At 73.1% G+C, this 23,289-nt stretch carries 22 protein-coding genes; 16 read left to right on the plus strand and 6 right to left on the minus strand.

Annotation, left to right across the window (positions count from 1 at the left end):
* Window positions 1-3: 3 nt before the first annotated feature.
* Genes WMF42_RS06850 through WMF42_RS06860 form a run of 3 tightly spaced genes read right to left on the minus strand, consistent with a single transcriptional unit; the run spans window position 4 to window position 2,226 of the window.
* Complete coding sequence (locus WMF42_RS06850; protein ID WP_437690996.1) at window positions 4-960, minus strand: hypothetical protein; 957 nt, start codon at window positions 958-960, stop codon at window positions 4-6.
* The gene (locus WMF42_RS06855) at window positions 953-1,588 is read right to left on the minus strand and encodes an RNA polymerase sigma factor (protein WP_437690998.1); all 636 of its coding nucleotides are present in this window, start codon (window positions 1,586-1,588) and stop codon (window positions 953-955) included. The genes WMF42_RS06850 and WMF42_RS06855 overlap by 8 nt, the downstream gene beginning before the upstream one ends.
* On the minus strand, window positions 1,585-2,226 hold the full coding sequence (locus WMF42_RS06860; RefSeq protein ID WP_437691000.1) for a glycosyl hydrolase: 642 nt from the start codon (window positions 2,224-2,226) through the stop codon (window positions 1,585-1,587). The genes WMF42_RS06855 and WMF42_RS06860 overlap by 4 nt, the downstream gene beginning before the upstream one ends.
* A 199-nt stretch (window positions 2,227-2,425) precedes the next feature.
* Between WMF42_RS06860 and WMF42_RS06865 the strand changes: the two genes are divergently transcribed.
* The 3 genes from WMF42_RS06865 to WMF42_RS06875 all read left to right on the plus strand — a co-directional run bounded on the left by WMF42_RS06865 (window position 2,426) and on the right by WMF42_RS06875 (window position 6,761).
* Entirely contained in the window at window positions 2,426-3,685 is a 1,260-nt protein-coding gene (locus WMF42_RS06865; protein WP_437691002.1) for a hypothetical protein, read from the plus strand.
* Between the two features lie 427 nt (window positions 3,686-4,112).
* A complete protein-coding gene (locus WMF42_RS06870; protein WP_155797941.1) occupies window positions 4,113-4,727 on the plus strand; it encodes a hypothetical protein in 615 nt (204 codons plus the stop codon).
* Window positions 4,728-5,069: 342 nt separating this feature from the next.
* Window positions 5,070-6,761: a hypothetical protein gene (locus WMF42_RS06875; RefSeq protein ID WP_437691004.1), complete on the plus strand. Its 1,692-nt coding sequence runs from the start codon at window positions 5,070-5,072 to the stop codon at window positions 6,759-6,761.
* A gap of 34 nt (window positions 6,762-6,795) precedes the next feature.
* Here WMF42_RS06875 and WMF42_RS06880 read toward each other — a convergent pair whose 3' ends face one another.
* Complete coding sequence (locus WMF42_RS06880) at window positions 6,796-6,951, minus strand: hypothetical protein (RefSeq protein ID WP_437691006.1); 156 nt, start codon at window positions 6,949-6,951, stop codon at window positions 6,796-6,798.
* Window positions 6,952-7,077: 126 nt separating this feature from the next.
* Between WMF42_RS06880 and WMF42_RS06885 the strand changes: the two genes are divergently transcribed.
* Window positions 7,078-7,704, plus strand: a complete 627-nt coding sequence (locus WMF42_RS06885) for a hypothetical protein (RefSeq protein ID WP_437691008.1) — start codon at window positions 7,078-7,080, stop codon at window positions 7,702-7,704.
* Window positions 7,705-7,779: 75 nt separating this feature from the next.
* Here WMF42_RS06885 and WMF42_RS06890 read toward each other — a convergent pair whose 3' ends face one another.
* Window positions 7,780-9,081, minus strand: coding sequence for a hypothetical protein (locus WMF42_RS06890; RefSeq protein WP_437691010.1), 1,302 nt, complete (start codon window positions 9,079-9,081; stop codon window positions 7,780-7,782).
* Between the two features lie 405 nt (window positions 9,082-9,486).
* Here WMF42_RS06890 and WMF42_RS06895 point away from each other — a divergent pair, with 405 nt between their 5' ends.
* From WMF42_RS06895 to WMF42_RS06920, 6 genes are all read left to right on the plus strand, one after another.
* The gene (locus tag WMF42_RS06895) at window positions 9,487-10,563 is read left to right on the plus strand and encodes an FG-GAP repeat domain-containing protein (RefSeq protein WP_061610011.1); all 1,077 of its coding nucleotides are present in this window, start codon (window positions 9,487-9,489) and stop codon (window positions 10,561-10,563) included.
* A gap of 106 nt (window positions 10,564-10,669) precedes the next feature.
* Entirely contained in the window at window positions 10,670-11,383 is a 714-nt protein-coding gene (locus WMF42_RS06900; RefSeq protein ID WP_437691012.1) for a YcnI family copper-binding membrane protein, read from the plus strand.
* A 16-nt stretch (window positions 11,384-11,399) separates the two neighbouring features.
* Entirely contained in the window at window positions 11,400-11,663 is a 264-nt protein-coding gene (locus WMF42_RS06905) for a hypothetical protein (RefSeq protein WP_061610009.1), read from the plus strand.
* A 598-nt stretch (window positions 11,664-12,261) separates the two neighbouring features.
* Window positions 12,262-13,263 (plus strand): alpha/beta hydrolase family esterase, encoded by a 1,002-nt coding sequence (locus tag WMF42_RS06910; protein ID WP_437691015.1) that lies wholly within the window; start codon window positions 12,262-12,264, stop codon window positions 13,261-13,263.
* A gap of 67 nt (window positions 13,264-13,330) precedes the next feature.
* Window positions 13,331-14,557 (plus strand): DNA polymerase IV, encoded by a 1,227-nt coding sequence (gene dinB / locus WMF42_RS06915; RefSeq protein WP_437691017.1) that lies wholly within the window; start codon window positions 13,331-13,333, stop codon window positions 14,555-14,557.
* Between the two features lie 27 nt (window positions 14,558-14,584).
* A complete protein-coding gene (locus tag WMF42_RS06920) occupies window positions 14,585-15,838 on the plus strand; it encodes an outer membrane protein assembly factor BamB family protein (RefSeq protein WP_437691019.1) in 1,254 nt (417 codons plus the stop codon).
* 15 nt (window positions 15,839-15,853) lie between these two features.
* Here WMF42_RS06920 and WMF42_RS06925 read toward each other — a convergent pair whose 3' ends face one another.
* Entirely contained in the window at window positions 15,854-16,879 is a 1,026-nt protein-coding gene (locus tag WMF42_RS06925) for an NADP-dependent oxidoreductase (RefSeq protein WP_437691021.1), read from the minus strand.
* A 410-nt stretch (window positions 16,880-17,289) separates the two neighbouring features.
* On the opposite strand from WMF42_RS06925, the gene WMF42_RS06930 reads away from it, so the two are divergent.
* The 6 genes from WMF42_RS06930 to WMF42_RS06955 all read left to right on the plus strand — a co-directional run bounded on the left by WMF42_RS06930 (window position 17,290) and on the right by WMF42_RS06955 (window position 23,286).
* Window positions 17,290-17,835 (plus strand): dihydrofolate reductase family protein, encoded by a 546-nt coding sequence (locus tag WMF42_RS06930; protein WP_061610004.1) that lies wholly within the window; start codon window positions 17,290-17,292, stop codon window positions 17,833-17,835.
* 299 nt (window positions 17,836-18,134) lie between these two features.
* Complete coding sequence (locus WMF42_RS06935; protein WP_437691023.1) at window positions 18,135-19,217, plus strand: hypothetical protein; 1,083 nt, start codon at window positions 18,135-18,137, stop codon at window positions 19,215-19,217.
* A gap of 68 nt (window positions 19,218-19,285) precedes the next feature.
* Window positions 19,286-20,485, plus strand: a complete 1,200-nt coding sequence (locus tag WMF42_RS06940) for an MFS transporter (protein ID WP_437691025.1) — start codon at window positions 19,286-19,288, stop codon at window positions 20,483-20,485.
* Window positions 20,486-20,687: 202 nt separating this feature from the next.
* On the plus strand, window positions 20,688-21,155 hold the full coding sequence (locus WMF42_RS06945; protein ID WP_437691027.1) for a hypothetical protein: 468 nt from the start codon (window positions 20,688-20,690) through the stop codon (window positions 21,153-21,155).
* A gap of 252 nt (window positions 21,156-21,407) precedes the next feature.
* A complete protein-coding gene (locus WMF42_RS06950; RefSeq protein ID WP_434046116.1) occupies window positions 21,408-21,848 on the plus strand; it encodes a hypothetical protein in 441 nt (146 codons plus the stop codon).
* 373 nt (window positions 21,849-22,221) lie between these two features.
* On the plus strand, window positions 22,222-23,286 hold the full coding sequence (locus WMF42_RS06955) for a hypothetical protein (protein ID WP_437691029.1): 1,065 nt from the start codon (window positions 22,222-22,224) through the stop codon (window positions 23,284-23,286).
* The last annotated feature ends 3 nt before the right edge of the window (window positions 23,287-23,289 follow it).

A 23,289-nucleotide genomic window follows, 5' to 3' on the forward strand; every position in this document is an offset into this window, starting at 1 on the left:
ACTCTACTCCTCCTGCCCGCACGCGGCGCGCACGCGCGTCGCGAGCGGCGAGCCCGGGCTCCGCGCGAGCAGCTTCGCCGCGATCGCCCTGCCGGACGCCGCGCGGCCGGAGCGGCAGAGCGCGATCGCGCGCGACGCCTCGCGCTCGGTCGAGAGCACGCCGCGCGGGTACCGGCTGGCGTGCTCGTCGAGCTTCGAGAGCGCCTGCGCGAACTGGCCCGCCTGCAGCGCCTGCTGCGCGTCGCGCAGCAGCGCGATCTCCGCGTCGAGCCCCTCGGAGCCCGGTCTCGCGGCGGCGGCCGCGGCCGCCGCGGGCCTGCGCGGGGCCGGCGCGCGCGCCGCGGTCGCGGGCGCGGCGCTGGTCCTGGCGGGGGCGCCGTTGCTGGCGGGGTCGTTGACCTCGGCGGAGACGGCGGCGCCGGCCCCGGCGGAGGCGCTCGCCTCGGCCGCAGGGGGCGCGTCGTCGCGGGCGCGCGAGGCGTCGGACGGGGCGGCGGCGTGCGACGCTCGGGGCATCGGGGCCGCGATCCTCGCGGCTTCCTGCGCGCGCGGCGCGTCGGGCGCCCCGTCGGACGTCGGGAAGTAGAGCGCTGCGCTCGTCGCGAGGCCCACGACCAGCGTCGCGAGCCCGATCTTCAGCGGGGCGCCGAGCAGCGTGAAGGCCGCCCCGTTCGCGACAGCCGTGCTCGCCGTCGCGGTCACGCTCGCGGCGGCGGGGCCGACGGCGTGCGCCGCCGACGCCGCGCTCGCGGAGCCAGCGGCGCCGGCGCCCGCAGCGCCGGCGGCCCCGGCTCCCGCGGCGTTCGCGGTGCTCATGGACACGGCCGTCGCCGCCGTCCCGGCGAGGCCGAGCCTCGCCCACACGGCCGCGCGCATCCGCCGCCGGTCGTCGTCGGTCGGCTCGTCCGTGTCGCGAAGGGCGCCCAGGAGCGCCCGCTCGCCAGCCTTCAGCTCATCCATTGCGGCCTCCTCGGATCCTGGCGTGGTGGCGTTGCACCGCGTCGGAAAACTCCTGTCGAGCGGCCCTCAGCCGCGCATACACGGTGTTGATGTTCACCCCGATACCCTGCGCGATCTCCGTCACCGGCATCTCTTCCAGCTCGGCGAGGAGCAGCACCACGCGCTTCTCCTCGTCGAGCGACGCGAGGAGGTCGTGCGCCACGCGCGCGGCCTCCGCCCTTGTCATGGCCTCGTAGGGGCTGAGGTTGCTCGGCCCTGCGAGCAGCTCCGGATCGACTGGCTCTCCCGTCCCGCGGTGGGCCGGGCTCTTGCGGCGCAGCGACCGCCGGTGCGCCTGCGCGACGTTGACCACGATCCCGAAGACCCACGTCTTCAGCGACGAGCGGCCCTGGAACTCCGGGAGCCGCCGGTGCACGACGACGAACACCTCCTGGCACACGTCCTCGTGCGCGGAGGCGTCCACGCCGAGGCGGCGCACGGTCCGCCAGACGAAGGGAAAGATCTCCTCGTACACCTCGGCGAAGTCGCGCGGCGCGGCCTGGATGCCGGCCGCGGGGACGGCGGGGACGGCGGGGACGGCGCCGCCGGCGGGAGGCATCGACGGTTCGATCGCCGCGCGGGCGGTCACGGGCCGCACCTCTCCGCGTGGGGGAGCGAGACGTAGAGCGCGCCGAGCGCTGTGAGCTCTCCGCTCGCGCCGAGCAGGTCCACGTTGGGGATCGCCTCGGTCCGCCCGGAGAACCACGCGTACCGGAAGACGTCGGGATCCGATTCGAGGAGGGGCACCGCTTCTCGCATATAGGCCGCCTGCGCTTCGGGCGACCGATCCTCGCCGTCTCCGCACGAGAGCTCGGTCAGCCAGATGGGGCGCCGATAGCGTTTGAGCTCGCCGAGATACCACTCGAGCGCCGGTCTGTCGCAAGCGTACCAGTGCGCCGCGATGAAATCGACGCGGCAGCCCTCGCAGGCGGCGAAGAAGGCGTCGAGGTACGCGAAGGGGTCGGTCTCGTGGCAGCCGCCGCCGCAGAAGTTCACGGCCCGCGAGACGATCTGGAGCTCCTTCTCGTCGGCGATCTCCTCGATCTGCGGCCACAGCGCGGCCGCCTCCGCGGCGGAGAGGTTGGCCTGGGTCGTCCCTTGGACGTTTCCGGCGGCACCGTCTCCGATCTCGTCTCCGTGGAAACTTTCTGCCATGCAGGCGGCGGACGGGAGGATCCCCAGCAGGGGACTGATGCCGCAGAGAGGGGCTTTGGGGTCTCGACGCATGGCTCGAGGGGTCTGGTGACCGGAGCCGTCGCCTTCCGTGACGGAAAGTGAGGGAGGGGGATACGGGCGCGTCGCGCGGTGGCCGATGGGCTGGCGTTCCTCGGATCGTGGGCGGATCCTCTGCTATCGTCGCACCGTGGCTGACAGCTCGCACTTCCGCGCGCTTGACGGCCGCGACGAGCGCGTCGAGGAAAACCGGATGACCACCGTTCGTTGGCTTGCCGCGCTGGCGGCGATCACCGTTCCCCTTGCGATCCCGGCGACGGGCTTTGCGCAGGACGACGCGCCCCTTCCGCCTCCTCCCTCCGGGCCGATCCCGCCGGCCTCGGCGCAGCCGCCCGTGCCGCCTGCGCCAGCGCCCTCGCCCGCGCCGTTGCCGCCGCCCGTGCCGCCTGCGCCGCCGCCCTCGCCCGCGCCGTTGCCGCCGCCCGTGCCGCCCGCGCCCGCGCCCGCGCCAGCACCGACCCCGGTGCCGCCCGCGCCCGCGCCAGCACCGACCCCGGTGCCGCCCGCGCCCGCGCCCGCGCCCACGCCGGTGCCGCCCGCGCCGGCGCCCGCGCCGACGCCCGTGCCTCCGGCGCCCGCGCCGCCGCCGCTGCCGCCCGCTGCACCCGCGCCCCCGGCGTCGCCTGCGCCGCCCTACGCGCCTGCGCCGCCCTACGCGCCGGCGCAGCCGTACCGGCCCGCGCAGCCGTACGCGCCGGCGCCGCCGCCTGTGTCGCCCGCGCCGCCCTACGCGCCGGCGCCGCCTGTGTCGCCCGGCCGGCCTTCGCCGGGCGCGCCGTCCTCGCCGCCTCCTCCCCGGAGCCAGCCCGCGCCGCGGAGCGATGCGCCGCCGCCGATCGGAGGCCCGGTGGAGACGACGGTCGACCCGGAGGCGTCGTCTGCGCCGGTCGAGCCTGCGGAGGAGCCGGAGAAGCCCGAGGACGAGGATGAGGAGCGGGACGGCGTCCGGCTCCGGTATGGCAGCACGCTGGGCGGCGGCATCATCAAGTCGCCGACGGGGACCGGCGGTGTCTTCGCGTGGACCGGCCGGATCGGCCTCCAGATCAACCACACGCTCGGGCTCTACTACCAGAACACCCCGATGCTGACGCTCACGCCCGAGAGCACGTCCAACAGCGCGGGCTTCGACGCGGGCTTCATCGATTACAACTCGCTCCTCGCGAGCCTCACCGTGTTCCACGTCCTCGATTTCGGGGCAGGGCCCTCGATGGACTACGTGGCCGTCGCGAGCTGCTCCGCGGAGTACGCGGGCATCGAGTCGGACGCCGGCTGCGCCAGCACCTCGGGCTGGTACTTCGGGGCGCACGCGCGCGGCGCCCTCCTCCTCGGCGGCCTGTCCGGCGACGGCCCGCGGCGCAGCGGCTTCGCCCTCGCCGCCGAGCTCCACCCGGTGTTCATGCCGGAGGCCACGACGTTCACCTTCACGATAGGGCTCGGCGGAGAGTGGTACTGACGAGCGCGCGCCGCGTGCGTCAGGCTCCCGTCCCGCGCGCCCTGCTCCGAGGGTGACGTCGCGATCCCGCGGCGCGTTGTGATCACGGCAGGACGAGAGCAGGATGGCTCACCCTGGGCCGAGGTCAGGGCAGCCCTGCGCTGGACCTGCCGGGCACGCCCGCTCGCCTCGAGGCCGGTTCGTGTGTGTCGCAATGAGCCACGATGAGCCGATCTGCGTGGCGGGAGGCGCAGGGGACTCACCCTGCTCCGCCGACAGTCGCTGCCGCTGCGCATCGTTGGATGGGCGGGCGGTCGCGGCAGATCCCGCGCACGCAGCGGGTCGCCGCGATGGGCTGATCGCGGAGCGTGCGTATGGCGCGCTGCTTGCTCTGATGTGCCCACAGTCCACGTACGAATCTCGCTCGGTCCTTCGAAAGGTCACGATCATGAGAGCAGCTCAACGCGCCTGTGGCGCACTCCTCCTCCTCCTCGTTGCGCAGGTTTCGCTCGTCACCGCCTGTTCGGCGACCATCGAGGATTCAGGCAGCGGCACGGACACCGGGACAGAGACCGATGAGTCCACCTCCTCCGGCGGACCTGGCGGCGGCGCGGCCGCGCCTGAGACCGCCGTGGACCTGTTTGCTTGCGGCCTCGAGCCGAGCTGCGACCCGATGGTGCGACATCTCGGCGTGGAACCGCTGGCTGCGACCGAGTGTGCGGCCAGGCTCGTGCTCGGCGGCGGCACGGGCGTCATCACGTCGCTCGACGCCCCCGGCCCGTTCATCGATGAGACAGAGACGCTCGTCGTGGTCCTCGGCGACGGCACCGGGCTGGTGCAGACCCGCGAGAGGCATTGCCTTCGCGACGACGGGCAGTGTGACGCCAATCCGCCCTGGGAGGCGTCGTCCCGGCATCAGCTCTGCGATCTGGAGGTCTCTTCGTCCGTGCAGGAAGCGTGCGAGGAGAACGTTGCCAATCAATGCTTCTGGACGCCCTGGGACGTCACCAATTGCCGTGACGTGGAGGATTCTACCTGCGACGACATCGCCCGTAGGTTGTGAGTCGCGTACCGGCGCGGGCTCACCGCTGGTCGCTCTCCTCGTGGCGGGGCCGAGGTCGCCCGGCCTCGGGTGCTGTGTTCGTCGGGGCAGACTGCATGTGCCGGAAGCTACCGATGCCGCAGCCAGCCGCCCGGTCGGCATACGGTGCCCACGTCATGAGGTGGACGTTGGTGTAAAATTCTGCCGATTGTGGATCGTTGCCTCTCCTCGGCCCCCTCACGAGCGCCGTCCCCCCGCGCCCGGCTCTCCGGTGGTATCCACGACCGCCCCGCCCGGGTCCCGACGGCCGCCCGCCGGTCTTCGGCGAAACCTTCGCGGGCCGCCCGTGTCCAAGGAGACTTGATGCGCTCGATCCCCCGCTCTGTCTTCACCGCCCTCCTCGCCGCGATGGGGCTCTCCCTCGCTGCCTGCGCCGCGGCGCCTCCGCCCGCGGCGCAAGCGCCCGTCCCGCAGGGCGACGGCCGCGCGGCGACCCCGCCGCCGCCTCCGCTCCCCGAGAACGAGGCGTTCGCCGTCCACGGGACGCTCAAGGACGAGTGGCTGCCGCTCCTCAAGCAGGCGCCCTTCGACCCGAAATCCGCGCTGGTCCCCCCGACGCCGGCCGGGGTGCCCGCCCCGCCGGCCGCCTGCGAGGCGTTCGCGCGGCGCGCCCCCGCCGCGCCCGCGCGGGCCTGCGGCGACGCGCAGGGCGCCCTCGACGCGCTCGACGCCGCGCTCGCCGAGGACGACCCTGCGAAGCGCGACGCGCGGCTCGCGGGCGTCGAGACGTGCGCCGGCCTCGAGGCGGGCCTCGCGCGCGCCCTCCGGGCCGAGCTCGCGCCCGTCGCCTGCGGCGACGCGATCGCCGCGCCGTTCCTCGAGGCGCCCCCGGCGACGCTCAAGGGCGACCTCTACCAGGTGCTGCTCGGCCTCACGCTCTCCGCCCGGCTCGCGCGCACAGCGACAGAGCCGCCCGCGCTCCGGCCGCCGTACGACGCCCAGCGCGTCGTCGCGTTCACCAAGGGGCCGCTCTTCACGTGGGTCACGGACCAGGCCCGCGCGATCGAGGACCTCGGTCGGCTCGGGGTCGCGCTGCCTTTCTACGCGAAGGGCATCGTCGCCGTGGAGTCCGGGCGGGCCGACATGCGGCTCGTCGAGGCGGTCCGGTCGGCGCCGCTGCCCGACGCCATGCGGAAGGACGCGGAGCTCAGCAACGTCTACTACGGCGAGCTCGACCAGCTCCTGGAGCCGTGGAAGACGCGCGGCCGCGACGCCGCGCTCGTCGGCCTGCGCGAGCTCTCGTCGGTCGGCGCGCTCCGCGACGCCCGCGTCGACGGCGCGCGCGCGATGCTCTCCCGCCTCTACGGCGGCCGGCGCGTCGACGCGCTCGACGCGCTGGAGCTGCCGCCGCTCCCGGCGGCGGCGCCGTCGACGGCCGCCGAGGGGCTCGCGGCCCGGCTGCCGACGTACTACGCCGGCCGCCTGCTCCCGGCCGACGCGGCGGCGCAGCCGGAGACCCTGCGCGCGCTGCTCGGCCGGGGCGTCCCGCTGCAGCACCGCGCGGCCCTGCGTACGGCCCAGCTCTCGCCCGAGGCGCGGCTGCTCTACGCGCGGGCGCGGATCGAGCTCGGCCGGCTGTACTGGCGTGCCGTGGACTTCGATCAGGCGACAGCGCTGCTCACGGCGTGGCCCGAGGGCACGCCGCGCCCGCCGGAGGCGACGATGCTGCTCGCGCTCGCGCTCGGCCTGCGCAACGGCCCCGAGGACGCGGCGCTCATGATGCGGCGGGCGCCGCTCGCGGGGCTCGGCCTGGGCGACCTCGCGGCGCTCGACTGGATGGCCCGCGCGAAGCCCGCCTCGCCCCACGCGGGCGTCGCGGCGTACGACGCGGCGCTGATCAAGCAGATCGCGGCGCCGCAGGGCGCGGACGCGAGCTACTGGTCCGACGTGGCCGCGCGGTTCCGCGAGGCGCAGGCGCTCCTGACGGGGCCGCTGGCGCAGGCGGCGGAGGAGCGGGCGCGCGCGGCCGACGAGGTCGCGCGGTCGGCGCGCTGAGGCGCGGACGGCCGAAGATCCCAGCGGGCGGCGCTCAGCGGGCGCCCTCGCCGGGCGGCTCGTGCTCCGTGATCTGACCGGTCGCGACGGAGCCTATCCCGGAACAGGGCCCCTGCTCGTCGGCCGAGGCCTGGAGGATCGCCCGCCGGAGCCCCGAGGCGCGCGCGTCCAGCAAGGGGCGCAGCGTCACCCCGCGGGCGCGCCGTCTCCGGCGCTCGACGTCACGCTCGCGGCGCGGGCGAACGCCTCCCCACGGAGGCTTGTGCCAGCGGTGCGCACCTCCCAGCCGGCCCGGCGGGTGCTGCGCGGAGAGGCCATGACACGTACGAACGACGTCGTGCGTCTTGAACATGCGACGCGCAAGCGCGTCGGCGACCCCGCCATGTCCGAGATCTCCGGCGTGGTGCTCGTCGACAACATCGCCCCTGACAAGCAGGTGCTCGTCCATTACCGGGACGCGGGCGGCAACTGGCGTGTCGTCCCGGCGCGGTATGACTCCGCGCCGCCCTGGGGCTCCCCCGAGCGGTGGGTGTTCTCCGGGATCCTCTATCCTGCCGGGCACCAGGAGCCGGCGCGGTTCGCGATCCAGTACATCGTCGCCGGGCGCGAGTACTGGGACAACAACGGGCAGCACGATTATCTCCTGGATCCGGAGAGCATCGTGTTCGGAGATGAGCCGCTCTTCGGCGTCGATCGTCTCCAGCGCATCGTGGAGTTCGTGGGCTGGCGATACCACATGGATGTGATGAAGATCGAGGAAGCCATGCCGCTCCCGGGGCGCGGCTACACCGCGCGCTACAAGGTCACGATCGGGCGAAGCATGGGACCAGGCCGCTACGCCCACGCGCGCTGCGTGGCCCTCGCGGTGCGCGGCGCCGACGTCAGCGTCCTTGGCCAGACCGCGTGCGACTCCCTCCCTTCGCTCGATCTCGTCGCCCCCTGAGCGGGGTGCCCGAGGGCCGGCGCAGCCGCGAGGCTGGCCGGCCGTCGAGGCGCGCCGAGCTGCGGCCGGCGAGCCTCACGGGCCGCCCGAGCCGCCGGCGCCGCCCGTTCCGGGGATCCACCAGCCTCCGCCGCTGGCTCCAGCGCCGCCGGTGCCCTGGTTACCGATGCCCGGGCCGCTGCCCGCGCCAGGGCCGCTGCCCGCGCCAGGGCCGCCGCCAGCGCTGCTCGCGCCAGGGCCGCCGCCGGCGCCGCCCTCGCCAGCGTCGCCGCCCTCGCCAGCGTCGCCGCCCTCGCCAGCGTCGCCGCCCTCGCCAGCGTCGCCGCCCTCGCCAGGACCTCCGCCCTCGCCAGGACCTCCGCCCGCGCCCGGGGGGTCCAGGATGGGGCCCGGGCTGACCACGCCCCCTCCCATCGCGGCGAAGTCATAGGCGCGGTACGTCGCAAAATAAACGCCGATCGGCTTGAGCACGAAGCCGGAGCCCACGACGACGCCCCCCGCCGGGCCGGCTCCCCAGCTCCAGCCGCCGGGGCTGATGATGTCCCAGGTGATCTTCTGGAACACGGGATACGCCGAGACCCGCGCGTAGGCAGCCGTGGGCACGAAGTAGGTCGAGCTGGCCTCGAGCGTGATGGTCTCGCTCACGCTGAACCCGACCGCCTCGGAGATATCCGAGAGAGATATCGGGCAGTTGCCCGGCCCCACGAGCGGGGCGCTGCCCGACGGCGCCCCGCTCGTGGGCGCGCCGCTGCCCGGAGCGTTCCACGAGGGCTGTCCGTTCGAGGGCGCGCCATTGCCCGGCGCGCCCCACGAGGGCTGTCCGTTCGAGGGCACGCAGTCGTCGAACATGCTCCACGGAGGCTGGCAGTCCGTTGGCGCGCGGGACCCCGGCGTGCCCCCCGTGCCCGGCAGGAACGGCGCGCCAGACGTCCCCGGCAGCCCGCTGCCGAGGCCCGTGCCCGGCGCGCCACCGAAAGGCGGTAGCCCCGATATCCCGAAGAAAGGTGGGAGGCCCGGCAGGCCCGGTATCCCCGTCGCGGGCGGCGTCTCCGCTGGCGTGACGGTGCCCGTGGCGGTCCCGGTGAGGCTCACGGTGGGCTGGACGCTCGCCGCCACGGCGACGTCCAGCGTCCGCGGGCCGAACCCCTCCGCCACGCTGAGCACGTGGGCGGGATCCTCCCAGTGGTACGTCTCCGGGAGGACGATCACATTCGCGATCATCTGACCGAGACACAGGGCGCCGCGCGCCTCGCCTGTCTCGGTATGCACACCGCTGCTGGCCGCGAGCCCCGGCGCCTCGCGCGGGCCCACGCAGCTGAGCGATGAAACGAGCACCATCGCCATGCAAGGCGTGATCTTTGTGTCGGGTGCAAACATCGTTGAGCCTCGGGTTGCCGTCCGTGCCGCGCTGATCTGAGCTGCCAGGCGTCGAGGGCTCCGGGGGGAAGGGTCGTCTCCCGCGGCGTTCGGGTCTCCTGGGAGGCCTCGCTTTCGGGACACCGGCGATCAGGGGGCAGATGCCAGCTCTTGAAGCGCCGCATGCGTCCGGAACTCTGGAGAGCGATCCGCTCGGTGAGCACAGGAAACCTGTTCGATGACCCGGCATGCAAGAAGCGGGGAATGCCAGGCTTGGCTCGCATGTGGGCGCCGCGCCGAGAACCGGCGCAAACCATGACTCGATGGACTGGCGCTTGCCGCTCCCCCCGCGCGCGTGACCGGCGCGCTCACGGCCGCGGCGCGGCGCCGCCGGAGCGAACATCACCGCGCGCGAGCGAGGCCAGCATGAGACAGCCTGCCACCGTCGTGAGGGCCGCGAGCGCGGCCTGCGCGATCCTCACCGCCGCCGCCTGTGCGCAGGGCGTCGACCACCAGCGCGGCGCGCCCACCACGGAGCCCCCGGGCTCGTCGATCGGCGCCGCGGGGCAGCGGCTCGGCGAGCAAGGATGGGTGATCACCCAGGCGCTCGACTTCAACGCCGACGGCATGGCCGATGTGCTCTGGAACGACGCCGAGCGGGGCCTCGTCGCCGTGTGGTTGATGGAGGGAACCCGCCTGCTCGCGCCCGGGCCGTTCATCCCGGGGCCGCCCGGCGGTCACTGGTTCGCCAAGACGAGCGATTTCAACTTCGACGGCATGGCGGATGTGCTCTGGCGTCACGAAGAGCTGGGCGCGATGGCTGTGTGGTTGATGGAGGGGACCCACCTGCTGGTGCCCGGGCCGATCCTCCCCGGACCGGGCGGTGGCGGCTGGTTCGCCAGGGCGATCGACTACAACGCCGACAACATGGCCGACGTGCTCTGGAGCCACGGCGAACAGGGGGTGATGGCTGTGTGGCTGATGGAGGGAACCCGGCTGCTCGCGCCGGGGCCGTTCATCCCGGGGCCGATCGGCGATGGCTGGGACGTCGCCGCGGTGGGGGACTTCAACGCCGACGGCATGTCGGACGCTGTCTGGCACCATGCCGAGCAGAACCTGATGGCTGTGTGGCTGATGGAGGGAACCCGGCTGCTCGCGCCGGGGCCGCCCATCCCGGGGCCGATCGGCGAGGGCTGGAAGATCGCCTGGGGCGCCGACTTCAGCGGCGATGGCATGGCCGACGTGCTCTGGAACAACGCGGAGCAGAACCTGATGGCTGTGTGGCTGATGGAGGGAACCCGGCTGCTCGCGCCGGGCCCGTTCATCCCGGGTCCCCTCGGCGAGGGCTGGGTGGCGCGCACCGCCGGCGACGTGAACCTCGACGGCATGGCGGATGTGGTCTGGCAAGCGGGCGAGACGAGCCAGATGGCCGTGTGGTTGATGCAGGGGAGCGGGCTGCTCGCGCCCGGGCCGGTGATCCCGGGTCCCCTCGGCGGCGGCTGACGCGGCGCCGCCGCCCGAGGACCGGAGCGCTGCGACAACAGGTCGCATTCTCAAAGCACGGAGACCTCACTAGAGTGCCCGAGCTTTCCTCGGTGGAGGTCTCGATATGAAGATAGCGTTGCAGAGCTGCCTGATCGTTGCAGGCTCACTGTTCACGGCGACGGCCGCGTACGCGCACATTTCGGTGTCGGGGCCCGCGTTCGCCGGCGCCACCCACGAGGCCAGCTTCGGCGTGGGCCACGGCTGCGACGGCGCAGACACCTACAGGGTGAAGGTCCAGATCCCGGCCGGGGTGACGTCGGTGCGGCCGACGGACAGCACGTTCGGCAAGGCCGCGCTGGAGAAGGACGCGGAGGGCAACGTCACGGCGGTCGTCTGGACGAAGCCCCTCGCGGACGTGCTTCCAGCGGACGTCAACTATTACAAGCTGTCCTTGCGGTTCAACGTCCCGGAGACGCCGTTCAAGACCCTGTACTTCCCCACCGTCCAGACCTGTCGCACAGCCGACGGCACCGAGACGATCGCCGAGTGGGTGGACACCTCCGGCGACCACGGCAGCCACGAGCCGAACCCCGACGCCCCGACGTCGCTCCCGGCGCCGGCGCTCACGGTCCTGCCGCCGCGCGCGCCCGGGTGGAACAAGTACACGGTGAACGAGCACGTCCACGATCTCTCGGTCTTCAAGGACGCGCTCATCGTCTGGGCGGGTAACGCAGCGTACAGCCCCAACCCGAGCACCCAGAGCCTGATCATGACGGAGCCGGATACCGAGGTGCTGACGATGATCCATCCAGGCACCGAGATCTGGGTCAAGTACTGAGCCGAGGAGTCAGACCATGCGAGCGTGGCTCCTCCTGATCGCCGCCTGCGCGCTCTGCGCTTGCTCCAACGAGTCGCTCTCGCCCCTGCAGGGCTCGAGCAGCTCGAGCACGGGCGCCGGGCCCGACCCGACCTCGTCCGGCCCGACCTCGCCGCCCGACGGCGGGACCGACGCCGGGCCCGACGCAGCGCCGCCGGCCTCGCTGCTCGACCGCCCGCCCGAGCTGCCGCGACCGCCGGGAAGCCGGCTGCCGGATGACCTGAAGCCGCCGGTACGCTAGCGCCGCCAGAGCCAGTCGCTGATTCCGGAAGGGCCCATGTCCTGGCCAGCGCTGAGCCGGTGTCATGCCCCGATCGGCGCTGAGCCGATTCGTGCTCGGGAGCGTCTTCCGTCGCCCGCGTCGAAGGGTGAAGACGGGAGGAGACGCGGCCTGCTGTGAGCGCTCACATCATCAACGTCAATCGGAAGGTCCGACCCGGATCGCTGTCCGGCGCCGGCGTCTCTTGACGCGTCGCGCCGGAGGGGCGCTGCCAGGCCTTTCTCCTCCTCGGCCTCGAGGGGGGACCCGGCGGCCCCGCCGACGAGCGTTGACATCGTCTATGTGAGCGCTCACAATACGCGCCCTTACACTGAGGATGCGCCTCGTGGAACGCTGCCGGTGAGGGCGGAGCCGCGCCTTCTCAGGACCCGTGATCGCCCGGGCCCCGGCGATCGGCAGCTAGCGAGGTGGTGTCATGACGAGTCGATCTGCATCGAGCCTGAGCGTTCTTTTCACTGTTGGCGTGGCGATGGGGCTGTCCGCTTGCTCGTCGGAGCCGGATTCCGTTGACCCCGGCGCTGGTGCGTCTTCCAGCGCCAGCACGAGCGGTGGCTCCACTGTGAGCTCGACGTCGGGCGGCGGTGCCAGCGTGAGCGGGAGCGTGAGCGGGAGCGGGGGCGCGGGCACGGCCGAGAGCGCGAGCAGCTCCGGCGGCGCGGGCGGCGCGGGCGGCGCGGGCGGCGCGGGCGGGGACTCGACCGGCGGCGGCGGTTCGGCGGGCCCCGACGACAGCGGCTCGATGGGCTGCGGCAAGCCCGCGACGCGCCCCGACCCCCGCACCCAGCAGACGTTGATGGTCGGCGGGGTGACGCGCTATTACCTGATGTACGTGCCGCAGAACTACGACCCGAACAAGCCGCTGTCGCTTGTCTTCGGTATTCACGGCCTGAACATGAACAACGTGTGGGCTGCGCACGACAACAGCGGGTTCCAGCTCATCCAGGAGACCGACGACCAGGCGCTGCTCATCTACCCGCAGGGGCTGCCGGCGAGCGGGCGATCCACGCCTCCGAGCACCGAGTCGCAGTGGGGCACCGCGGACTCCAACTGGGGCGGTCCGCCGCCGAGCGCCAATCGGGCGCGCCTGGACGCCGATCTGGCGTTCTTCGATGCCATGCTCGAGCACGCCAAGTCGAACTACTGCGTGGATACGAAGCGCGTCTTCGCTGTCGGGTTCAGCCAGGGTGGCTTCATGACGAACACGCTCGGCTGCGAGCGCTCTTCGGAGTTCCGCGGCCTCGCGCCGGTCGCCGGGTGGGGCCCCAATGGATCCCAGCCCATGTGCGGCGACGCGAGCGCCGCGCACGCGCTGATTCAAACGCAGGGCGACACCGACGGGACGGTGACCCCCGCGCTGGGACAGTCCACCCGCGACTTCTGGCGCGCTCGGAACGGCTGCGAGGCGAGAACGATGCCGTCGGCGGCCTTCGGCAACGGGTGCGTCGAGTATCAAGGCTGCGACGAGGGCACGCCGCTCGTGTACTGCACGCACCCCGGCGGTCACTCCGTGCCGTCCGGCGCGGGCGGGCGAGCCTGGCGGTTCTTCCAGTCGCTCAAGTGAGCCCCGCGGGCCGCGTCGCGGCCGGTTGATCCCGGCGCGATCCCGGGGTGCAATCGCGCGCCCCGCGATGCGCCAGATCCTCCACATCGACATGGACGCGTTCTTCGCGTCCGTCGAGCAGCTCGACGACCCGTCGCTGCGGGGTCGCCCCGTCCTCGTCGGCGGGGCCTCGCGGCGCGGCGTCGTCGCGGCCGCCTCGTACGAGGCGCGCCCCTCCGGCGCCCGCTCGGCCATGCCGATGGCCGAGGCGATCCGCCGCTGCCCGCAGGCGATCGTCGTGCCGGTGCGGCACGCCCGCTACGCCGAGGTGAGCGCGCAGGTCTTCGCGATCTTCCGCCGCTTCACGCCGCTCGTCGAGGGGCTGTCGCTCGACGAGGCCTTCCTCGACGTGACAGCGAGCCGCTCGCTCTTCGGCGACGGCGAGGCGATCGCGGCGCGGATCAAGCGCGCCGTCCGCGACGAGATCGGCCTCACCGCCTCGGCCGGGGTCGCGCCGTGCAAGTTCGCCGCGAAGATCGCGAGCGATCTGCGGAAGCCCGACGGGCTCGTCGTCGTCCCCGACGACGTCGCCGCGTTCCTCGCGCCGCTGCCGCTCGAGCGCATGTGGGGCGTGGGCCCGCGCGCGGCCGAGCGCCTCCGCGGCGCGGGGCTCGCGACCCTCGGCGACCTCGCGCGCTGCCCGGCGCCGCGCCTGCACGAGCTCCTCGGCCCCGCGTGGGGCGAGCACGTGCGGCTCCTGGCCGCCGGGATCGACGAGCGCGACGTCGTCCCGGGCCGCGCGGCGGAGTCGATCGGCGCGGAGGAGACGGTGGAGGAGGACCTCCTCGGCCGGGCGCCGATCGAGCGCTGGCTGCTCGAGCTCTCGGCCCGCGTGGCGCGGCGCCTGCTCAAGGCGGGCCTCTCCTGCCGCGCGGTGGCGGTGAAGCTCAAGTACTCGGACTTCACGCTGCGGACCCGCCAGACGAAGCTGGGCGATCCGGTCGCGGACACCGACTCGATCTACGCCTGCGCGAAGGGGCTGCTCTCGCGCTTCGACCTGTCGCGGCCGGTGCGGCTCGTCGGCATCGCCGCGGGCGACCTGACCCGCCAGACCGAGAGCCCGACCCTGAGCCTGTTCCCTGTCGCCTCCGAGCGCCGCCGGCGCCTGGAGGGCGTCGTGGCGGACGTGGCCGAGCGCTTCGGGGGAAAAGGGATCACGCGCGCGGCCCTGCTGGAGCAGCCGCGCGAGCGCGAGCCTCCGCGCGAGCGCGGCGCCGTCCCCGGGGCGCGCGGGAGCACACGAGAGAGGAAGTAGACGGCGGAGCTCGTGTAGAGTGGAACGATGGCAAGGATCGTCGACACCCGATGCCCCCGATGCGGCGCCCCGCTGCCGATCCAGCCGGGGATGGACGCGGTCACCTGCCAGTACTGCGGCGCGCGCTCGCTGATCGACCGCGGCAGGAAGCCGACCACCGCGCCGGCCCCGCAGGGAATGCACGTCGTCCGGGTCGCCCCGCCGTCCGGCAACGCCGCGGCGGTCACCGTGACGGCGGCCATCGCCGGCATGGTCGTTGTCGGCGCGGTCGCCGGCGCCGTCGCGCTGGGCGCGTCGGGGGGTTCCGGCGCAGGGGCTCGGCCGGTCCTCGGCGCGGTACCCAGGACGTACTTCAGCGACAGGCCGATGGTCGCCGACGTGAACGGCGACGGCGCGCCGGACGTGGTCGGCAAGAGCAGCATCCCCGCTGGCGAGGCGTGGATCGCGGCGTATGACGGGCGCGACGGGAAGCCGATCTGGCGGACGGCGGCCCTCGCCAAGGACGCGACAACGCACGAGGCGCGGCGCGCGGTCGTCCTCGGTCGGGTGATCTCGGTCGACGCGCTGGGCAAGGCGCAGGCCTACGATCTGCGCACCGGGACGCCGTCGTGGTCGGTGCCGCTCGGCGAGAAGCCCAGGCGGGTGTGCCAGGGGAGCGGCGTGATCGTCGTCGAGACGGTCGACGACGTGAAGCACGGGCTGGATCCGGCGAGCGGGACGAAGCGCGCGCTCGCGAAGGACGCGGCGTGCACGTCGGTCCCGAGCTCGAACAAGGAGGAGGCGCCCGGCTATCAGCTCGTCGGCTGGGCCAATTTCGACAAGCTCGGGCTGCCCAGGTCGCACGAGCTCGAGGGCATGTCGGTGGACCGCGCGCTCGTCGCGAGCGGGCCCGGGCCGCGGTTCCTGCTCGGCAGCCGCAGCAAGGGCAGCCGGATCGGCATGGTGGCGGCGGTGGACAGGAAGAAGGTCCTCTGGGAGACGGTGGTGCCCGGCGTCGACCCGCTCACCACGAGCACATCAGGGGTCGACGAGGCGGCCTACGAGGGGGGGCTCCTGGTCATCCCTTACGACATGAAGGATCACGGCGACGGGACGCGCCTTGCCTGCTTCGACGGGGGCACCGGCGCGCGGCTCTGGGACGTGCAGATCCACAAGAAATCGCAGGTCTCGCTCGGGATCTCGACGTCGGCGAGCGACGTCTATTACGCCACGTGGACGGCGCTCTACGTGTTCTCGCTGAAGACGGGGAAGCTCAGGTACACGGTCGGGACCGAGTTCTGACCGCCGCGTGTCGCCTCACGGATCGGCGACCTTCAGGAGCTGCTTGCCCACGTTGGCGCTGGTGAACAGGCGGTTGAGCGTCGCCGGCGCCTTCTCGAGGCCCTCCTGGACGTCGACGCGGTTCTTGATCTTGCCCGAGCTCACCCAGGCGCCGAGATCGGGGATCGCCTCGCCCAGGCGGTTGAAGTAATCGCTGACGATGAACCCCTCCATCCGGCCCCGCCGGATGAGCAGGTTCAGGTAGTTCCTTGGGCCGGCCGGCAGCTCGGACGCGTTGTAGTCGCCGATCGCGCCGCAGACGACGACCCGCCCGCGCATCGCGAGCTCGGCGAGCGCGGCGTCCAGGATCGCGCCGCCCACGTTGTCGAAGTAGACGTCGATGCCGGAAGGGCAGAGCTCGTGGAGCCGGGCCGCGACGTCCTCGGACCGGTAGTCGATGGCCGCGTCGAATCCGAGCTCGCCTGTCAGCCACGCGCACTTCTCCGGGCCGCCCGCGACGCCGATCGCGCGGCAGCCCTTGAGCTTCGCGATCTGACCCACCATCATCCCGGTCGCGCCGGCCGCGCCCGAGACGACAACCGTCTCCCCCTGCTGGACGCGGCCGACATCGAGCAGGCCGAAGTAGGCAGTCAGGCCGGTCACGCCGAACACGCTGAGCGCGAGCTCGGGCGAGATGCCGGGCGGCAGCTTCGTCGCCGGGATCGCGGCGGCATTGCCGGACGCCAGCACCGCGTAGTCCTGCCAGCCGAGCATGCCCTGGACGAGGTCGCCCGCGGCAAACTCGGGGTTGTTCGAGCGCACGACCTTGCCGACACCGAAGGAGCGGACGACATCGCCGATCGGGATCGCCGGCATGTACGCGTCGCGGTCGAGCCAGATCCGCTGTGTTGGATCGACCGACAAATACAGCGTGCGGACGAGGATCTCACCATCCGCCTTCGGCTCGGGGACGGGCTCTTCGCCGAACGTGAAATCGCTGTCCTTGATCATGCCGACGGGGCGAGAGGCCAGGCGCCAGCACCGATTCACGTCGCTCTTCATGATGTCTTCTCCTCGGGGGCGACGACGCTACCAGCGCGTCATGAGCAGGGCAACCGACCGAGGCGGTAGGCAAGCGCGCCGGCCCATGCTACGGTCGCCAGCGACGCCTCACCCGCGTCGCTCATGACCATCCCTCGCTGAATCCATCGCTCCGTCACTCGGCCGTCCGAGGTGAGCCGTCCATCGCGTGCACCGCGCGCGATCGTGGACGATCGGCTCCCGGCGCGCACGCCGTGACGGGCAGCGACAGCGGCAGCGATGGCAAGGACGGGGACGACCGCGGCGCGCTGAAGGGACGTTTCCCGAGGCCGCCGGAGCGCCGAGCCGGAGGGCTCGCGGCGCTGTCGGTCCGGCCCGCCGTCGCCATGGGATCCGGGCGCGAACAGGGCAGTTTTTGAAGGAGGATTCGTATGAGAAAGATCGTCTATGACGTCGCGGTTTCGCTCGACCATTTCATCTCGCACGAGGATGGCTCGGTCGACGGCTTCCTGATGCAAGGTGAGCACGCCACGGAGTACGTCGCGCGCCTCGAGGGCTACGACACCGTGGTGATGGGGAGGAAGACGTACGAGTGGGGCTATGATCACGGCCTCGTCCCGGGGAAGCGCGCCTACGCGCACATGGAGCACTACATCTTCTCGAAGACCCTGCGCTTCGACGAGGGCGCGGAGGTCCACGTCGTCGATCGCGACGAGCTCGCGGTGGTGAAGCGGCTCAAGGAGCGCGACGGTGCGGACATCTATCTCTGCGGGGGCGGCGCCTTCGCCGGCTCCCTGCTGGACCACGGGCTCGTCGACCAGCTCGTCCTCAAGCTGAATCCCCTCCTCCTCGGCCATGGGGTCCGGCTCTTCGGCGGCAGCACAAGGAAGGTCGCCCTGGCGCTCCTGGAATCGAAGGCGTACGCGAACGGCGTGGCCCTCCTGAGGTATGACGTGAAATACGGGGGCGCTGCGTGACGGACCGCCCCCGGCGATCCGCGGGCCGAGCTCGACCCGCCATGATGCGACTCGACCCCACCGCGGCGCCCTCGTCATGTGCCCGCCGCACGTGTAGTGGAGTCAGCGCCGATCTTCTCCAGGTGTGCTGAGCTACTGACGACAGATTCATACGCCCAGACCGTTGAGAAGATTCTCTGTCCAGGATAGCCTCGCGAGTGCGGGGCTGGCGTGGAGGAGCTCGGGCAGGATGGAGTCGCCATGGCGAACGGCGGATTCGGCCGCGTAGCCTCGCGGGGTATGTTCACGGAGGGGTCAGGATGAGATCAGTCCATTCGTTGGCGGTGTATGGGGTGCTCGCCGGCGCGTTCGCCATGGCGGGTTGCAGCGACGACGCCTCGGGCAGCGGCGGCGCCGGCGGGAGCTCCTCCAACTCCACGTCGTCGAGCTCGACGGGCGGGACCGGCAGCGCGACAAGCACGGGGTCTGTCAGCGGCTCGGGCGGCGGCACCGTCGACCCGGGCGAGCATTGCTCCGGTTGCGCGCGGCTGTCCGTGCCGCTCACGGCCGCGAAGCAAGCGACGCAGTTCTTCATCGGGTTCGACGAGGCGATCGACCTGACCGGCGCCACCGTCACGTTCCGCGTGAGGGCCCACACCGGGACGAGCGGCGGCGTGCAGCCGTTCGTGCAAAACGGGGCTGACCTGTTCTGGGCGAACATCGGCTATACGTGGAATCCGGTCGCCGACCTCGGGGAGTGGACGGAGTTCAAGATCGATGTCGATACCGCGGCCGCGGCGTCTCCGTTCTTCAATCGCACCGTGGTGGAGGTGATCGGGCTCAACATCGCGGCGGGCGACACGGGGCCCTGGGCCAACCCGACCGTCATCTATGTCGATTCCATCACCGTCACGAGGCCCGCCAGCACGAGCGGTCAACGCAACGCCGGGGGCCCGAGCAGCGAGCGCGGCGAGGGCGGCGCCGGGGGCACGAGCGGCGAAGGCGGCGCGGGCGCCACCAGCGGCGCCGGGGGCACGAGCGGCGAAGGCGGCGCGGGCGGTGAAGGCGGCGCGAGCGGCACCGGCGGTGAAGGCGGCGCGAGCGGCACCGGCGGCGCGGGCGGCGAGGGCGCCGCGAGCGGCACCGGCGGCGCGGGCGGCGAGGGCGCCGCGAGCGGCACCGGCGGCGCGGGCGGCGAGGGCGCCGCGAGTGGCACCGGCGGCGCGGGCGGCGAGGGCGCCGCGAGCGGCACCGGCGGCGCGGGCGGCGAGGGCGGCAGCGGCCCCGGCGAGGAAGTGATTCACGTTGTCGGCCCGTTCGAGTTCACGACCAGCGAGGAGCCGATGGTGATGGGCAATTACATGCCCGTGACAGGCTCGACGCTGCGCCACATCCCCGACTGATCCCGGCCGGTGATCGGGATCGACGGCGTGCGCTGCGCCCGGATGGCGTAGACTCGCGCGCCGTCGCCATGTCGCCGGTCAAGCAGAACCCCTGGCTCATCTGCGCCTACTACGGCGTGCATTCCGCGATGTTCCCGACGGCGATCTTCCCGCTGTTCTGGACCAGGGACATCGGGATGAGCGTGGCGACGATGATGAGCGTTCAGGCGTTCTTCAGCCTGAGCATCGCGCTCTTCGAGTTCCCCTCCGGCTACATCGCCGATCGGCTCGGCCACCGCCGCGCGCTCGTGCTCGGCAGCGGCGCCATCGTGATCGGGTGGCTGCTCTACGCGCTCGCGCGCGGGCTGTGGTCGGTGCTGGCCGCGGAGCTCGTGCTCGGCGTGGGGTTCTCGCTCATCTCGGGCGCGGACGCCGCCCTGCTCTACGACTCGCTGCGCGAGGAGGGCAGGGAGCACGAGTTCGCCCGCTGGTACGGCCGCATGCGCTCCGCGGCGCAGATCTCCTCGGGGGCCGCCGCGCTGCTCGCGGGCTTCCTCTACGCGCGCTGGTCCCGCCTGCCGTTCGTGATGGAGCTCGTATGCTGGGTGGTCGCGCTCGGGATCGCCCTGCGGTTCGGCGAGACCCGGCGCGCGCAGCCGCGGGTCGAGGACCACCTCGGCCGCATGCGCGCGATCGTGCGCGACTCGCTGGTCAGGCGCGCCGACCTGCGCGCGGTGATGCTGCTCGGCGTGGCGTTCGCGCTCGCGGCGTACCTGCCGACGTGGCTCATCGCGCTGTACGCGACAGAGGCCGGCGCCGAGGTCGCGTGGATCGGCCCCATGTGGGCCGCCGCGAGCTTCACCACGGCGCTGGGCGCCATGGTGAGCGAGCGCGCCGGCCGCCGCCTCGGCATGACGGGGACGCTGCTCGCGTGCCTCGCCCTGGTGGCGGCGGGGTACCTCGGCCTCGCGCTCTCCCATCACGCGCTCGGGTTCGCGTTCTATTTCCTGCTCACGTTCGTGCGCGGGCTGCACATGCCGCTGCTCCACCACGAGGAGCAGCGGCTCGCGCCCGACGACGATCGCGCGAGCTGCGTCTCGCTGCGCAGCTTCCTGTTCCGCATCGCCTTCGTGCTGCTCGGGCCCGTCGTGGGCATGGGCGTCGACCGCTACGGGCACCGCCCCGTGCTGTGGGTCGCGGGCGCGCTCATGGTGGCGCTCACGCTCCTCTGTCTCGGCCTGTTCCGCGCCCACGCGGCGCCGCCGTCATGCCAGGTGAACAGCGCATGACAGGCGCCGCTCCGCGCCAGGAGGCCGGCCGCGCCTCGGGCCGATCTCGACATCTGCCGGGCCATCCCAGGCGCCTCATCTCCTGGACCGCGCGGACAACCTCCATAGGTCTCATCGCGCTGCGCCGGGCCGGGGATCATGTGCTTCGGCCGACGGCGCGACCGCGTCGCCCGCCGCGGGGCGCAGTGCTACGGCGTCCGCGATGAAGAAGGTTGCGCGGGACGAAGAGGCGGACCGGATCCTCGAGCTCGCCGGCCAGTCCTGGGACGCCATGCACGGCATCCTGGAGCGGCAGTTCGCCGTCCTCCATAACCGTGCCCAGGTGCTGATCGGCCTTTGCGGCATCGTCATCACCACGACCGGCTTCTCGGGCCGCCTCATCGCCGGCACCAGCCGCGCCGCGCAGGGGCTGATCATCGCCGGCGTCGCGATCGTACTGCTCGCCGCCACGCTCATCGTGTGGGGGGTGCAGCATATCCGCTGGCTCACCCAGCAGCCGGGCGGCGACAGACGCGAATGGCTCCTCGTCTCGCTCGCCTACCGCGACCGAAAGACCACGATCTACCGCGTCGCCATCGCGTTCCTGCTGGCGGGCCTGTCGTTCTACGTCATCGCGATCGCCCTGATGCTGCTCGACCCCACCGCGGCCCCGTCGTCCGGCGGCCGCTGAGCTGGGCGCGCCGCGAGCGCCGCGCCGGAACAGCCTGTCGAGCCGTCGCTCGCCTGAGGCGAAATGCGCCATGTGCGCGCGCCGCGGCGGCGCAATGGGCGCAGGAAGCGCGGCGCGGCGCGCGATCCCCGGCGAGGTCCCGCCGGCACGATGCGTGCTTTGGCTCGAGAGGACCCAGGACAACGACACGATGGAACAGCCGCGAGCCGCCCCTGCGAGGCGGGGGCTTCGGGCTCTGCGAGGGTGATTGCCATGCACGACACCGCGTTTGAACCTCTCGAGAACGATCTTCAGGCGCGCCGCTGGCGCGAGGAGCCGCTGCCCGCGGGCGTCCCCCCGCACGCCTCCGGCCTGGCCAAGGCCGCCGCGGGGGCCCTCGCGGGGGCCGCGGCGGGCGCGGCGGTGGGCGCGATCGCCGGCCCGCCCGGGGTCGTCGCTGGCTCGGTGATCGGCACGCTCGTCGGGACGGTCGCGGAGGTCGTCGTCTCGCGCGATCGGCGGCGGGAGGCGCAGCGGGACGCGGCGCTCGACGAGGAGATCGGCGTCGTCGGCGGGGAGATCGGCGCGGCGGCGCCCGGCCAGCCCGCCGCGGCGCGCGGCGCCTTCTCCGCGCCGGTCGCGGGCGCCGCGGGGGCCGTCGACGGCGGGTTCGGCCCGGCCGGCGGTCCGCTGCAGAACGTCGAGCTGGCCTGAGCGCCGCTCGTCCCCGCGGCGCCTGTCGCCCGGCGCGCCGCGCCGTCCTCGGGGCCGGACTCCCGGCCCATGGCGCTGCGCTGGTGCTCCGGCGCATCTCCCGCGCTCGCGGCGAGGCCGACGGTCGATGATCGTCCGGCGCGCGGAGCCCCCCTTCCCGGTTCGGAAACATCCACCTGCACCGTTGAGAAAATTCCGGTTTCGGGATAACGTCGCGCCCGCGCGACGGGTCCGGAGCGAGCTCGGGTACGGCGAGAGCAGGTACGGCGAACGGCGATCTCAGCCGCATGGCCCGCGTGGGACAGATAGAGAGGGTGCGATGAGATCAAGTCTTTCTTTGGCGATGTGTGGATTGCTGCTTGGCGCGTTGGCCATGGCGGGCTGCGGCGATGACGACGGCGGCGGCAGCGGGGGCGCTGGCGGGGCCGGTGGGAGCACCTCCTCCAGCTCCAGCACGTCGGCGAGCTCGACGAGCTCCAGCACCTCGCCCAGCACGGGGTCCGGCGGCGAGGGCGGCGAAGGCGGTGAGGGGGGTGCGTCCGAAGGCGGCGGTGGCGCGGGCGGCGTGGCCGAGGGCGGCGGTGGCGCGGGCGGCACACCGGACATCGGTCCCGGTCCGGAGGAGAGCTGCTCGGGTTGCGCCCGGCTGGCCGTGCCCCTCACAGCGGCCAGCACCGGGACGCTGTTCCAGTTCGACTATCCCGAGCTCGTCGACCTGACCGGCGCGACAGTCACGTTCCGCATCAAGGCGCACGCCGCCACCGGCGGTGGCGTGCAGACGTTCGTGCAGAACGGCGGCGCACAGAACTGGGTGGGCGTCCCCTGGGCGTGGACGAACTTCACCGATCTCGGCGAGTGGACGGAGCTGACCATCGACGTCGATGCCGCCGCCGCGGCGGATGCGGCGTTCGAAAAGACCGCGGTGCAGCGCATCGGCCTCAAGGTCGATGCGGGTACCGCGGGGCCGTGGGCCAACCCGACCGTGGTCTACGTCGACTCCATCACCGTCAGGAGGTCCAGCAGCACGAGCGGCGAGGGCGGCGCCGGCGGCGCCGGCGGCGCGAGCGGCGAGGGCGGCGCCGGCGGCACGGCCGGTGAGGGCGGCGCCGGCAGCACGAGCGGCGAGGGGGGCGCCGGCAGCACGGCGGGCGCTGGCGGGAATGGCGGCGCGAGCGGCGATGGCGGCTCCGGCGGCACGGCCGGCGAGGGCGGCGCCAGCAGCACGAGCGGCGAGGGCGGCGCCAGCAGCACGACGGGCGCCGGCGGCGCCGGCGGCACGAGCGGCGAGGGCGGCGGCGCGAGCGGCGCCGGCGGCGGCGCGAGCGGCGAGGTGGTCGATGTGATCGGTCCGTTCGAGTTCACGACCGAGCTCCACGGATTGCTTGTCGGTGACTACATGATGGTGCCGGGATCCCGGCTGGATCTCCTCACCGAGTGAACC

This window comes from Sorangium sp. So ce176 (assembly GCF_051519835.1).
GTDB lineage: Bacteria > Myxococcota_A > Polyangia > Polyangiales > Polyangiaceae > Sorangium > Sorangium cellulosum_G.